This window comes from Myroides sp. C4067 (genome assembly GCF_038039665.1).
Classification (GTDB): Bacteria; Bacteroidota; Bacteroidia; order Flavobacteriales; family Flavobacteriaceae; genus Flavobacterium; species Flavobacterium odoratimimum.
Genome location: NZ_JBBPHJ010000008.1, coordinates 118,262 through 133,297, shown reverse-complemented (window position 1 = coordinate 133,297; position 15,036 = coordinate 118,262). Strand labels below are relative to the sequence as shown.

Annotated in this window: 11 protein-coding genes; 7 read left to right on the top strand and 4 right to left on the bottom strand. The window is 32.5% G+C overall.

The window, feature by feature from the left end; all coding sequences use genetic code 11:
* Positions 1-164: 164 nt before the first annotated feature.
* The 4 genes from AABL87_RS08120 to AABL87_RS08105 form a co-directional block, all read right to left on the bottom strand.
* Complete coding sequence (locus AABL87_RS08120) at positions 165-1,013, bottom strand: class I SAM-dependent methyltransferase (RefSeq protein ID WP_016649930.1); 849 nt, start codon at positions 1,011-1,013, stop codon at positions 165-167.
* Between the two features lie 888 nt (positions 1,014-1,901).
* A complete protein-coding gene (gene mnmG / locus AABL87_RS08115; protein WP_081048721.1) occupies positions 1,902-3,779 on the bottom strand; it encodes a tRNA uridine-5-carboxymethylaminomethyl(34) synthesis enzyme MnmG in 1,878 nt (625 codons plus the stop codon).
* Between the two features lie 42 nt (positions 3,780-3,821).
* Positions 3,822-4,241, bottom strand: coding sequence for an rRNA maturation RNase YbeY (ybeY, locus tag AABL87_RS08110; RefSeq protein WP_006266022.1), 420 nt, complete (start codon positions 4,239-4,241; stop codon positions 3,822-3,824).
* A gap of 2,764 nt (positions 4,242-7,005) precedes the next feature.
* On the bottom strand, positions 7,006-8,256 hold the full coding sequence (locus AABL87_RS08105; RefSeq protein WP_341277157.1) for an NAD(P)/FAD-dependent oxidoreductase: 1,251 nt from the start codon (positions 8,254-8,256) through the stop codon (positions 7,006-7,008).
* Between the two features lie 116 nt (positions 8,257-8,372).
* On the opposite strand from AABL87_RS08105, the gene AABL87_RS08100 reads away from it, so the two are divergent.
* From AABL87_RS08100 to AABL87_RS08070, 7 genes are read left to right on the top strand one after another with little or no spacing between them, the layout of a single operon-like run.
* Complete coding sequence (locus AABL87_RS08100; RefSeq protein ID WP_341277156.1) at positions 8,373-9,890, top strand: HAL/PAL/TAL family ammonia-lyase; 1,518 nt, start codon at positions 8,373-8,375, stop codon at positions 9,888-9,890.
* Between the two features lie 9 nt (positions 9,891-9,899).
* Positions 9,900-11,009, top strand: coding sequence for a WG repeat-containing protein (locus AABL87_RS08095; protein WP_253112558.1), 1,110 nt, complete (start codon positions 9,900-9,902; stop codon positions 11,007-11,009).
* 14 nt (positions 11,010-11,023) lie between these two features.
* On the top strand, positions 11,024-11,755 hold the full coding sequence (fabG, locus tag AABL87_RS08090) for a 3-oxoacyl-ACP reductase FabG (protein WP_006257911.1): 732 nt from the start codon (positions 11,024-11,026) through the stop codon (positions 11,753-11,755).
* Positions 11,756-11,758: 3 nt separating this feature from the next.
* A complete protein-coding gene (locus tag AABL87_RS08085) occupies positions 11,759-12,979 on the top strand; it encodes a beta-ketoacyl-[acyl-carrier-protein] synthase family protein (RefSeq protein WP_006260483.1) in 1,221 nt (406 codons plus the stop codon).
* Between the two features lie 8 nt (positions 12,980-12,987).
* Positions 12,988-13,236: a phosphopantetheine-binding protein gene (locus AABL87_RS08080; RefSeq protein ID WP_006257913.1), complete on the top strand. Its 249-nt coding sequence runs from the start codon at positions 12,988-12,990 to the stop codon at positions 13,234-13,236.
* A 5-nt stretch (positions 13,237-13,241) separates the two neighbouring features.
* On the top strand, positions 13,242-14,126 hold the full coding sequence (locus AABL87_RS08075) for an LpxL/LpxP family acyltransferase (RefSeq protein ID WP_006257914.1): 885 nt from the start codon (positions 13,242-13,244) through the stop codon (positions 14,124-14,126).
* On the top strand, positions 14,126-15,031 hold the full coding sequence (locus AABL87_RS08070; RefSeq protein ID WP_006257915.1) for a flavodoxin: 906 nt from the start codon (positions 14,126-14,128) through the stop codon (positions 15,029-15,031). The genes AABL87_RS08075 and AABL87_RS08070 overlap by 1 nt, the downstream gene beginning before the upstream one ends.
* The last annotated feature ends 5 nt before the right edge of the window (positions 15,032-15,036 follow it).

The window sequence follows — 15,036 nt, the reverse complement described above, 5'->3', positions numbered from 1 at the left end:
AAACCTAATAAGGAACACCTTTTTTAAACCACCAAAACAACTATTATCTCAAAAAAAGAATACATAGACATCACAACTAAGTAAAAACTCTCTTAAATCGCTTTAAAATAAGAAACAGTACTTCTGAAGAGCTAAAAAGGCATCATATCCTACTAAAAAGTAGCTTAGTTCTTTTTTAGGTAATAAATCAGTGAAGAGTACTCTAAATTTGCTCTTGCTTCAATATTTGATTTTAATCCAACACGAAAAGCTTTAAACCAATTCTTCTTTCCTGTTTTATATTGCTCCGATAAAAGTGAAACATAAAAGCTATCGAACAACATTGGATATGTTTCTACTAATTCAAATTGGTATGGATTAAAAAGTAACGGAATTGACTTCTGAGAAAAATGCCAAAGATGACGAGGTACATCATAAGCTGCCCAATAGTGACCATAATACTTAGCGTCGTAAGAATTATAATTAGGTACAGCAACGATCAGTGTTCCTTCTTTTTTTAATATACGTTGAAGCGTCTTTATCTGTTTATCTAAATCAGGTATATGTTCTAACACATGCCACATCGTAATAACATCTACAGAATGATCTTCTATATCATCTAGAGAATCTACTAAGGTGATTCCTTTATTTAAGCTTAATTGTCTCGCCCCATTATTTGGTTCAAAACCTAAAACAGACCAACCTCTATTTTTTCCTTCTAATAGAAACTCCCCTGTCCCACATCCTATGTCTAAAAGTACACCTTGATCACTTTTAATATCTTCAAGTATTTTGTACTTATTCTGTATAGCTTTTGATTTAATCGTCTGATATACTTTATCGAAGAAAGTCTTTTTACTATCTGTATGAGAAATGTATTCTGGGCTTTCATAATAACTATCTAATTTATCCAAATCAGGAACTGGTTCAGTTTTTAATAACTGAAACTTCTCATCTAAATAAAGTTCAAATTTCTCTTTAGAAACAGAATGATCTTCTACTTCTATATATTTAATAGTTGCATTAATTTCCATCAATGAAGTTTTAAAAGCCACACAAATATAAACAACATATATCGGGTATGATTCTAAAACCACAAAAAAATAATGACTTAGTTAAGGGGACTTTTAAAATAAAAAGAGAAAGAACCGAAGCCTAAAAATGATACTTAAAGTTATCATTTAACATCAAATAACAATCCTTAGAAATTCACTTAAAAAGCAAAAAGTACTAAACTAAAATAGATAACCTAAACAATCACTCTAACTAAAAATATAAAGTAGAGAACTAGTAAGATTCGTTCCTTAGTTTCATTAAACTTCATTTTTCTTCTTTAAAATAGCCAATCATAATACCCCCATAAAGTACTAACTCATTACATAATATTATCCCCTACTCTCTACATAAAAAATGATAGAAGACAACCAAGATGACTATACATAAATAGAAAATCTTACAAATAATCTCCTTTCTTTCATCTATTCAAATTAGTACTATGTAGTAAAATTATATGATCACTATGAAAGTAAATAAGCATATAGATAAGAGTACTTTCTAATATAGTATTAAGATTGAAACTAATCCCCTTCTGTAAAAGAAAGTAAAAACTAAAGCATCAAATACTATCTACTCAACACCACTATTAAAGTAAAAACACAAGCGTGTTAAACTATCCTTTATGATATAAAACACAATAAGTATAGAAAGCATACCATATTCATAATTGCTAATAATAACATCAAAATAAGTACTCTGAACTTTACATATAATACACTATACATCTACCTACTCTATACCCTAGTACATATACTTATCCCACTACTACTATACTATTATATACAGCTCCATCCATAAAAAAAGGTTGGTATGTTCCACGTGGAACATACCAACCTCCTATATTTTTTCAAGCCTTCTAAACCTTCTTATCTCCCCATATGGATAAGCAAGATAGAGATATCTGTAGGTGTTACACCACTGATACGAGAAGCTTGAGATATCGTAATAGGCTTAATATTTTTAAGCTTCTCACGTGACTCAAACGATAGAGATACTATCTTATCATAATCGAAATTAGCAGGAATTCTTACATCCTCTAGCCTATTAAGTTTATCAGCATTGTTCTTTTCTTTCTCTATATAACCAGAGTATTTTACTTGGATTTCTGCTTGCTCTATGATCTCCTGATCTAGATCATGCTCCTCTACATACGTCTTTACCTTATCGAATTTAAGGATGTCTTCTAGCTCAATTTGTGGACGAGAGAATACCTTAAACATCTTATCAGGTTGACTCATTAGAGACGATCCTTTCTCTTCTAAAATAGGATTAGCTTCCTCTGTTTTTACACTTGTTTCTTTAAAGAATTGAACAAAGTTTTCTGCTTCAGTCTGCTTATGCTCCATTCTTCTCATACGTTCTTCAGACGCTAAACCTAGCTCGTAAGACTTCGGTGTTAATCTAAAATCAGCATTATCTTGACGTAATAAAGTACGGTATTCAGCACGAGATGTAAACATTCTATAAGGCTCTTCTGTCCCCTTCGTGATCAAATCATCTATCAATACACCTATATATGCTTCGTCTCTTCTAAGGATTAATTCTCCTTCTTCTCTTACTTTTAAAGCAGCATTCATACCAGCCATTAGCCCTTGTGCAGCTGCCTCTTCATAACCTGTAGTACCATTGATTTGCCCAGCGAAATATAGTCCTTCTACAAGCTTAGTTTCAAGCGTATGCTTTAACTGTGTAGGTGGAAAATAATCGTACTCGATAGCATACCCTGGTCTAAATATCTTAGCATTCTCAAAACCAGCTACCGAACGAAGAGCCTTAAACTGTACGTCCTCTGGTAGTGAAGTAGAGAATCCATTTACATAGATCTCACAAGTATTCCACCCCTCAGGTTCTACGAATATTTGGTGTCTATCTTTATCAGCAAAACGATTAATCTTATCTTCTATAGATGGACAATAACGTGGCCCTATACTCTTAATTCTACCTGTAAACATCGGAGAACGATCAAATCCTTCTCTTAATAAATCGTGTACTTCAGGAGAAGTATACGTCATAAAACAGTCTCTTTGTTGAACTAATGGTTGTGTCACATCTAGGTAAGAAAACTTAGAAGGGTTAATATCTCCCCCTTGTACTTCCATCTTACTATAGTCTAATGATCGACCATCTACCCTAGGAGGTGTACCTGTTTTCATTCTGCCAGAAGTAAAACCAGCTTTCACAAGATCTTCTGTTATTCCATAAGCAGCCCCCTCTCCAGCTCTACCACCACCGAACTGTTTTTCTCCGATGTGGATAAGCCCATTTAAGAATGTACCATTAGTTAAGATAACTGTCTTAGCTTTTATTTCTAACCCAAGATTAGTTACTACACCTTCGATCTTATGATTCTTAATAATCAAAGATTTCACCATATCTTGATAAAAATCAAGGTTAGGTGTCCCCTCTAACATAAGCCTCCAAGTCTCAGAGAAACGCATACGGTCAGACTGTACTCGAGGAGACCACATAGCAGGTCCCTTAGACTTATTAAGCATCTTAAACTGGATCGCAGTCTTATCAGATACAATACCAGAGTACCCCCCTAATGCATCTATCTCTCTTACGATTTGCCCTTTTGCGATACCTCCCATTGCAGGATTACAAGACATCTGAGCGATGTTCTGCAAACTCATTGTAATCAATAAAGTTTTAGAACCCATATTTGCAGCAGCAGCAGCAGCTTCTGAACCAGCGTGCCCACCACCTACTACTATTACATCATATTTATCAGCGAATATACTCATTGTTCCACGTGAAACATTTAAATTAAAATACTCGAAAAAACACTATTGTTCCACGTGGAACATAGCCATTTTCTCTTCTTCTTTACTACGCATTAAGCGTTCATCCTCAGGAGATTTATCCTTATAACCACAATAATGCAAGACACCATGAGACATAACTCTCAGTAACTCAACGTCAAAATCAACATTAAAATCCTTAGCATTATCACGTACTCTCTCTATAGATAAAAAGATGTCACCTGAGACAATCTTTCCTTCACAATAATCAAAACTGATAATATCTGTCAAAGTATCATGATCTAAATACTTAACATTAATCTCATGTAAGTAAGCATCGTCACAAAATATATAACTGATATCCCCAGGGATCAATCCTTCTGAAGTCACTATCTCTTCAATCCAATCTTCGTATTTAGTCTCATCAACTAATTGAAAATCAGTTTCATAGTTAAAAAATATCATTCTTTTTCTCTATTAAAAAATAATTGTTGCAAAGGTACACGGAAAAATAAAAAATAGACTTAAAAAGCCCTTAAAATATCAATTTTACAAACTAAAAACACAGATAGTTAATCCTTTAGGCTTTAATGCCTAAAAATAGACTTAAAAAGCCTTCTCCATTCTAAAACAACCCGCTTAGCTTTTGATATTTAATACTAACACTTCAATAAAATAATATATCGAAATTATACAGCGTTGTTTTCTTGTAAAAAAAGATCTGTATAAAATATACAGACTTATCAAGTTCCAAAGTTACGCAAATAGAAAACGAAACACCTACTTAGATCTATAACAATTAGAAAAAATATCTAGTGATACAAAAACAACACACTACCACTACTCTATTTTTTTTCACTTGAAACAAAAAACAAAATATGACAATCTCAACGCTTCACTTTTTTTATCCAAGGTCAAAATAAAAAAGAAGAACAATGAGGAAACTAAAATAATAAAAAAGCTCAAAATCTCTCCTTTCCATATTTTCGATAAAACGTACCAATCGTCAGAAAAAAAAATATACGCGATTCTCAGCGCGTTGAAAAAATGTACCAAAAACAACGAAATTTAATTCTCTTAAAAAATATACTCCCCACAAACTCATATTTTGAAGAAAAATAATCTCAAGCTCAAATATCAAAATCTAGAAGCATTTTTATTAACTAGCAAAAACAAAAAAATACTACTTGACAAATTTTTCTCAACCAATGAGAAAAAATGAGTAAAGTCTAAAATCAATCCAATGAAAAAAGAAAAATATAAAAACCTTCAAAAATGTTCCACGAGGAACAATTAGCATTTCATCAATAAAGACTCAAGGAGAAAAAAACACAAAATCAAAAAAGACTAAGATTTTCTCTTTTAAAGAAAAATATAAATATCACCTGGATCAATAAATCGGATTACATCACCAGAGATTTTGATCAATATGAAAACAACCTACCTCATAAATTTCTCACTCAGAAAATATGATCCTGCTAATAAAAAATAGAGCTATAAAATTCTAAAATAATCCCCTTAATCTAACCTAAAAATCACAGCTAAAAAACAGACAAAAAACAATCTTAAAAACTACACAAAAAACACTACTAGATCAGAGCCAAATTTTACTAAAAACAACCTCTCATAATTTAGATATTTTACCTCACTTCCACTGTCAGAAAATATACGCAAAATACAAGGCGATGTTTCGGAATGTTCCTCGTGGAACATTTCTACTTTTCAAAAAAACCAACCGTCTATATTTTTCATATAGCGACCTACTACCCTATCAAAAATTTATAAGCAAACCTCAGAGGCTTCGAAAATTTTAACCGTCATCCTTCTAAAGTCTCCTTTAAAAAACAACGCCTTATAATTTCAATATTTCACACTCAACAATACATAACACCAAATATGAAAAACAAAAACACTTATCAACGTTATTAACAACTATAATATATAGAAATAGATTTTTTAAAATTTTAAAATAAACTAATAGTATAGTATTGTCTGTTAATATGTACAATAACTTTTCTCTATAAATTCTATAAAATCAATTATTAATACTTATCAACAGGTTGTTAATTCCCAAATCATTTAAAACAAATAGTTTAGATTGGTTATTAACAAGAGACTTTTTCGTTATCAACAGTTATTTTTAGATAAATGAGGGTGTGTAAAACTGTTCACAACCTATACTTTTGATCTTAATATCCACACAATATGTTTTAGAAAATAAATTTGCAAATATGTGTGCATGAGCTGTATTGTAATTTTTTTGAAATAAACAAAAAATACTTTTTTCAAACTTTTTACAGTTATCAACACAAATTGTTAGTTCTTACTTTGTTTAATATCAGTGTTATACTGTTTCTTATTAACAATGGGGTGTATGAAGATAAATCGTTGTATTCTAATAGATTATAAAATATAGTAAACTTAGTTACTATCTGTGTTTTAGCACCTTTTGTACTCCTAATTGACGTTGTAAACAGAGTTTCGATTGTATTTTAGAGTTCAAAATTAAGTGTCCCGAGGTTATTATTTGGGTTAGTTGGTTAGTGGAATTTGGGGTAAGATTGGAGAGATTACGTACTCATTTTTGAGGTATGGACAGGAGTTTTTTTAGCCATGACGGGGGGTAGAATGAAGTGTCTTTTTAAGATTTTTGTATTGTTTTTACCTCTTATTTCTTTATCGAATAGATAATTTTTTTATTGAAATATGCTCTCTATTTTGAGTTTTAAGCAAGCTTTTATAGCTGTATTTTTTGCTCTTTTTTTAGAGATTTCGGTACTGTATTTTGATCTAGTTTTTGATGTGTTTTTTGAGAGTAAAAAACGCATTTTTTTGACCTTAAAATAAGGTATTATTTTGCCTATTTAGGATTAAGAATATTCTTGATTTTTTAAATTCTAGTAGATGAAAATGTAGTGTATTTAGTTAGTAGATTGTTCGGGTAGAGATTTAGTACGATTCGGTAAAACACCTCCTATCCCAAGTAAATACTGGGTACTACCGAACACTATCCGAACAAAATAAAAAAGATAATGTGTATATTATTATGTTTTAGTTAGTTATAACTATTTATATACTTCATTTAGAGTCATTTTGACCAATTAGCGCTATTCACTCCATTAGAGGGCATTTTGATCAAATATGATTATAATAATGATTCTAGTGTACCTATATATAGGCACAAAAAAATAGCCACTCTGTACAGAGCGGCTATTTTTTATCTATTATTTTAAACGTTTTTGCTTTCCTTTTCCATTTTGATAAGGTGTGCCATATTGCGTATTACACTGTTGTGTTTCTTAACGAAAGGGTTTTGATCATCCCATACGTACCCTGCTAGTACAGAGCATATCTTCCTTTTTACATCTGAATTTTCGGGTTGGTGGAAGAATAGTTCTTGTAGATTACCCGTATACCATTCTTGAATATAAGTTGTGAATACATCTATACCTTTATTCATGTGGTCGCTATATTCAGCTTGCCAATCTACTTTTTCTCCTTTGATTTGTCTTATAGCTAGTTTGGCTGCTAACATACCAGATTCTGTTGCAAAACACACTCCTGAAGAGAATACAGGATCTAAGAATTCTGTACTATTACCAGTCAATACATAGCCATCATCAAACATTTTTTGTACACTGATAGAATAGTTGGCTAATTTAATTGGATCGAATTCGAATGGTAAATCACCAAAGCGTTTTATATAGAAATCAGATAATGTGATTGCTTTTTCTAGTGCTTCTTTAGTCGAATTGTTATTCGATAATGATTCTATGAAGTCTGTAGGGCCTACGATACCTACACTAGTATTACCATTTGAGAATGGAATTACCCATAGCCACACTTTTGTTTCTAGAATGTCAAAAGAGATTTGTGTACCCTCTACTCCTTCCGGTCTCCTCACATCTCTGATATGGCTAAATATTGCAGAATGTGGGCTCAGTTTCGAAGCCGCATCTAACTTGAGTAAACGTGGTAATACACGACCATAACCACTAGCATCAATTAAGAATTTGGCATGTATTTGTTTTTCTTGTTTGTTTTTGTCAATCACTGTAGTGATAGAGTCTGTGCCTTTAAATTCTATATGGGTTACTTCAGATTCGAATTCAAGATCAACCCCTTTTTTAATCATTTCGTTAGCAATAGCCAAGTCAAAATCAGCACGAGGGATTTGCCAAGTCCAGTCCCATCCTTCTGAAAACTTATCGCTAAAGTCAAAAATACAAATCTCCTTACCACGTATAAAACGAGCACCAGGTTTTTTTTGGAACCCCATACTGTCTAGAGAAGGGAATAGATCTGCTTCTGCGAAGTGATCCATCACTCTGGGGATAAGGCTCTCTCCTACAACTATTCGAGGAAACTTAGTTTTCTCTACTACTTTCACACTAATACCCATCTTGTGAAGGTAACTTGCAGCTACACTACCAGATGGTCCAGCACCGATAACTAGAACATCTACATTTTCAATTAACATTTTATATTGTTATTTTGTTAATAGTATTAAATTTGCCTTAAAATTATGACTATCAAAGTTATTGACAATATTCAATTCTTGAAAGCATTTAATTAAAAAATATTAATAGACTTATAATGAATATCTTAAAAGACTTCTTAACCTTAGAAAATTTTATAACTATACTAAATGATAAAAATGAAATAGTTTTATCTAAAGAGTTAGTAACACGTGTAGAGAATAGTTTCTCGTTTTTACTTGATTATTCAAAGAATAAAGTAATCTATGGAGTGAATACTGGTTTTGGCCCTATGGCTCAATATAGAATACAAGAGGAGGAATGTATTCAGCTACAGTATAATTTAATAAGAAGTCATGCTTCAGGTATCGGAACACCATTATCAGTAGCACAAGTTAGAGCGGCTATATTAGCTCGTTTGAATACATTGTCATTAGGATATTCAGGAGTTAACCTGACTGTTATTACCTTGATGAAGGAGTTATTAGATCGTCATATTACACCATTGATTTTTGCTCACGGTAGCGTAGGTGCTAGTGGAGATTTGGTACAGTTGGCGCATTTAGCATTAGTATTAATTGGAGAAGGGGAAGTATTCTATAAAGGAGAGAGAAGAGATACAAAAGAAGTCTTTCAACTAGAAGGACTACAACCAATAGAGATACGCATTAGAGAAGGGATATCACTTATGAATGGTACTTCTGTTATGACTGGTATAGGTATTCTGAATTGGCAAAATGCAAATAGGTTATTAGATTGGTCTATTAAGATGTCTTGTGCTATTAATGAGCTTGTAAGTGCGTATGATGACCACTATTCTGTAGAACTTAACCAAGCTAAAAAGCACAAAGGTCAACAGTATATCGCAAAGGCAATGCGAGATACATTAGTGAGTAGTAAAATGGCGCGCAAAAGAGCCGAACATTTATATACTGGAGAGAATCAAGAAAGTATCTTCAAGGATAAAGTACAAGAGTACTACTCTATCCGATGTGTACCACAGATCTTAGGTCCTGTGTATGATACCATACAAGAGGTAAAAAAAGTATTAGAGAACGAGATAAACTCTGCTAATGATAATCCTATCGTAGATATGGAGACTAAACAAGTATATCACGGAGGAAACTTCCACGGAGATTATGTCTCGTTAGAGATGGATAAACTAAAGTTAGTGATGACGAGATTGACAATGTTATCAGAGAGACAACTTAACTATCTTTTGAATGCTAAGATTAATGAGCTGTTACCACCATTCGTAAACCTGGGTAAACTTGGGTTTAACTTCGGGATGCAGGGAGTACAGTTTACTGCTACTTCTACTACAGCAGAGTGTCAGACATTATCTACTTCTATGTATGTACACAGTATTCCTAATAATAATGATAATCAGGATATCGTAAGTATGGGGACTAATGCGGCAGTATTATGTGATAAGGTGATAGAAAATAGCTTCGAAGTATTATCTATTCAAATGATTACTTTGGCTCAAGCAATAGATGCCTTGAATTGTAAAGATAACTTATCTTTACCAACACAAGAGTGGTATAAAGAAGTACGTAACATAATCCCAACATTTGCTGAGGATGTAGTAATGTATCCATATCTACAAAAAGTGAAAGATTATTTAAAACAATAATATCTGTCTATGAATAGGTTTATTTTGACATGCTGTATATCACTACTTACTATATGTAGTTTTAGTCAAGGATTAGCCTTGTTTAAGGAGAAGGGGAAGATAGGTTTTCTTAATGAAAAGGGAGTACATGTTATCCCACCAAGGTTTAAAGAAGCTAGAAGCTTTAATGAAGGATTTGCTGCTGTTTTTGAAAAAAATAAATGGGGGTTTATTAATGAAAAAGGGGAATGGGTTATATCGCCTTCTTATGATAAGGTAAAAGACTTTAATTATGGAATAGCGATGGTCTTGAATGACAAAGATTGGTTTTATATCGATAAGAAGAATCAACCATTTAAAACGTTAGGAAAGACTTATAACTTTAAAGGTGGAGTAGCGTTTTATAAACCGGGAGAAAAAGTAGGGTTAATTAATCAGGAAGGAGTAGTCATAGTACCGCCTACTTATGAGAAAATAATGTACTTAAATGATGAATATTTTAAAGCATTATCTCAAGGTAAATGGGGTATAATCGATGCAAAAGGTAATATTATAGTATCGTGTATGTATGATGCTGTTGGTGAATATCACAATGGGATAACTTGGGTAAAAGAAAATGAGATATTTTATTTGTGGAACAATGAACAGAAGATAGAATTACCTGAAGTAACTAAGATTATTTCGATAGAGAATATGGATTATATCATTGCTAAAAAAGAAAAGTTAGTAGGTATGATAAATAGTCTCGGACATGAGGTTATCCCATTTATGTATGAAAACATGGGGGAATTATCTGAAGGATTAATTTCTGCTAGAGTAAATGGTGAATGGGGCTATGTTAATACTAAAAATGAGGTAGTAATACCATTTAAGTATGATTATGTATTAGCTTTTGGAACAGAAGGATTAGCTGCTGCTCGCTACAATAAAAAGTGGGGCTTTATAGATAAAGAGGGTAAAGAGTTAATCCCTTTTAAATATGAGATAAATGCTAGAAACTATGTTTATCGAAAGAGAGGTAGTGGATTTATTAATGGACTAGCTCGTGTAAAATATAAGGGTAAATGGGGCTATATCAATACCCAAGGAGAGTTGTTAGGCAATAAATGGTATGACAACTTAGAATTATTTAGTAAATAAAAGTTATTAAAAGGATGAAAACTGCTATAGTTACAGGTGGATCAAGAGGAATAGGTAGAGCAATATGTTTGCGTCTAGCAGCAGATAAAAAGTATCATATATTAATTAATTATCAGTCTAATGAAGAAAAGGCATTAGAGACCTTAGCTGAAGTAAATAAATTAGGATCAACAGGAGAGATTATTAAGTTTGATGTTAGTAATCATGAGAATGTAGTTAGTGTATTAACACAATGGGTAGAGGCTAATCCTGCAGCTGTAATAGAAGTTATTGTTAATAATGCGGGGATTACTAGTGATGGTCTATTTATGTGGATGCCTTTAGAAGATTGGAATAAAGTACTGCAAACAAGTTTAAATGGATTCTATAATGTAACGCAATTCTTTATGCAAAAGATGTTGCGCAATAGATATGGCCGTGTAATTAATATTGTATCTGTATCAGGTGTAAAAGGTACAGCAGGACAGACAAACTACTCTGCTGCTAAGGCTGGTGTGATAGGAGCTACTAAAGCATTAGCACAAGAGGTAGCAAAGAGAAATATAACTGTGAATGCTGTGGCACCTGGGTTTATAGAGTCTGATATGACTGCAGAATTAGATCAAAAGGAATTAGTGAAGATGATTCCTGCTAATCGCTTCGGAAAAGCAGAGGAAGTAGCTGATTTAGTAGGTTTTTTAGCTTCTGATAAGGCAGGTTATATCACAGGAGAAGTGATTAATATTAATGGAGGTATATATTCTTAGTATATGGATAATAGAGTAGTAATTACAGGTATGGGAATTTACTCTTGTCTAGGATTAAACTTAGATGAAGTAAAGCAATCATTGTATACAGGTAAGTCAGGTATTATTTATGATCAGGAGCGTCATGATAAGGGATTTAGATCTGCCTATACAGGTATGGTGCCTCGTCCAGATCTTAAGAATGAATTGAGTAGGAGACAGCGTATTTCTATTGGAGAAGAGACAGAGTATGCTTATGTAGCTACAGTGGAAGCACTGAAGAATGCAGGTATTACAGATGCGTATTTAGAGCAGAATGAGGTAGGTATTCTTTATGGAAATGACAGTGTATCTAGGGCTGTTATAGAAGCAACAGATATTTTTAGAGAGAAGAAAGATACTGCCTTAATAGGTTCTGGCGCTATATTCAAATCTATGAATTCTACAGTGACAATGAATCTATCAACTATCTTTAAACTAAAAGGTATTAACATGACCATTAGTGCAGCATGTGCTAGTGGATCACATGCTATTGGTTTAGGATACTTAATGATCAAAGGAGGGCTACAAGACATCGTTATATGTGGAGGTGCACAGGAGATTAACCCTTATGCTATGGCTAGTTTTGATGGATTAGGAGTGTTTGCAGAAGAAGGAGTAGCACCAGATAAGGCTTCTAGACCATTTGATAGTAGTCGTAATGGTTTGGTACCTAGTGGTGGTGGTGCGACAGTAATTTTAGAAAGTTATGAATCAGCTATGAAGCGAGGAGCTACTATTCTAGGAGAGGTTATGGGATATAGCTTTTCTTCTAATGGAGGTCATATTTCTACACCTAACGTAGAAGGACCAGCTACAGCTATGCATAGAGCTATAGTACAATCAGGAGTTGCTATAGATGAAATAGGATATGTGAATGCACATGCTACTTCTACTCCACTAGGAGATGCTAATGAGGCTAAAGCAATCCATGAAGTATTTAAAGGATATTCTCCTGCTGTGAGTTCTACAAAGTCTCTTACAGGACATGAATGTTGGATGGCAGGTGCTTCAGAAATTGTGTATTCTACGTTAATGATGAATAACGATTTTATTGCTCCTAACCTGAATTTTAAAAATCCAGATGAAGACTCGAGTAGATTAAATATAATTAACCAAACTTTAGATAAAAAATTTGATATATATTTGTCTAATTCTTTTGGATTTGGTGGAACAAATTCAGCATTAGTAGTTAAAAAAATATAAAGTAAGAAATGAATCACGAAGAGATTTTAGAAAAGATTAATCAAATTTTAATAGAAGAATTTGAAGTAGATGAGGATGTTATTGCAAATGATAATAACTTGAAAGAAAGTCTTGATTTAGATAGTTTAGATTACGTAGACTTAGTTGTGTTAATAGAGTCAAATTTTGGGGTAAAGTTAGTAGAAGCTGATTTTGCAAATATTGTAACATTTCAAGATTTTTATACACTTATAGAAACAAAAGTTGCAGCTAAGTAATTAAAATGACACAATGGCAAGGTAAATCTAAAGGGACACTTTTAGGATATAGAATATTTGTTTTTTGTATAAAGAAGCTCGGTATTAGAACAGCTTATAGTGTTCTAGTATTTGTAGCTTTTTATTATTTAATAACAGCATGGAAGTCAAATAAGTCATTATACTATTATTTACATCATAGGCATAGATATTCAATAGTGAAATCTGTAATGATGATGTATATGAGTTATTTTAGATTTGGACAGGTACTTATTGATAAAACAGCTATCTCTTTAGGTTTACGCAACCGTTTTACTTACGAATTTGATGGCATAGAAATATTAAAGCAATTATTAGAAGAAAAAAAAGGGGCAATTCTGATTAGTGCTCATGTGGGGAATTTTGAGGTTGCAGAATATTTCTTTGCAGATATAGATTTTGAATGTCAAATAAATTTGGTAACAACGGATAGAGAGCACTCATTTATCAAAGAGTATTTTGAGAGTATATCTATTAAGACAAACCTTAATTTTATTATTGTCAAAGATGATATGTCTCACATTTTTGAGATTAATAATTGTTTGTCTAATAACGAGATTATTTGTTTTACTGGAGATAGATATTTTCCAGGGACAAAGGTCTTGACAGAGGAATTCTTAGGTGAACAAGCTGTATTTCCAGCTGGTCCATTTAGTATAGCTTCTCGCATGAAGGTACCTGTTGCGTATGTATATGTGATGAAGGAAGCTAATTTACACTACCATTTGTACACTAGACGTGCAGAGGTAAAACATAGAGATGCGCAGCATCTATTAAAATCATATTGTGACAGTGTTACTCAGATTGTAAAGAAGTATCCATTACAGTGGTTTAATTACTATGATTTTTGGGATACAGATAGTAAGAAATAATGAAAAAAAAAGTACTTGTTTTATATTATTCTCAGTCAGGACAGCTTAAGCGTGTCTTAGACAGACTTACTGAGCCTATTCAGTTAGATGATAATGTAGAAATTACATATTGTAAAATACAGTTAGAACAAGACTTTTTATTTCCTTGGAACAAAGAAGATTTCTTTAATGTTTTTCCAGAATCTTTTAGACAGATAGCACAACCTGTAATTGCTCCTGTTGATGAAATATTAAACACTAAGTATGATTTAATCATATTAGGGTATCAAGTGTGGTATCTCTCCCCATCTATTCCGATTAATTCATTTTTAAAGAGTGAATATGCACAGCATATTTTTGCTAATACTCCTGTAGTGACAGTGAGTGGTAGCCGTAATATGTGGGTTATGGCACAAGAAAAGATGAAAAAACTATTGAAGGATGTCAATGGACAGTTGGTTGGTAATATAGCACTTGTAGATAGACATATTAATTTGGTAAGTGTTATTACGATTGTCGATTGGATGTTTAGTGGTAAGCAACGCAGAGTCTGGGGCTTTTTGCCTAAACCAGGTATATCAAATGAAGAGATAATGAATAGCAACCGTTTTGGAACGGTTATAAAAAATTATCTTTTTAAAGAAAATTATCAAGGTATGCAGACAGAGCTAGTAAATATAGGGGCTGTAGAAGTTAGGCATTTTTTAGTATCTATGGATAAGAAAGCCAATAGAATATTTAAGGTATGGTCAGCGTTAATCTATAAGAGTAAAAATAGAAAGACATTATTAAAGATATTTAATTATTATTTATTTATCGCGATATGGTTGATTTCACCTATCGTGCATATGATTCACCTCTTGTTATATCCATTGAAATATTGGAAGATAAAAAAGGACGAAAAGTATTTTCAAGGAATAGATTAGTTACT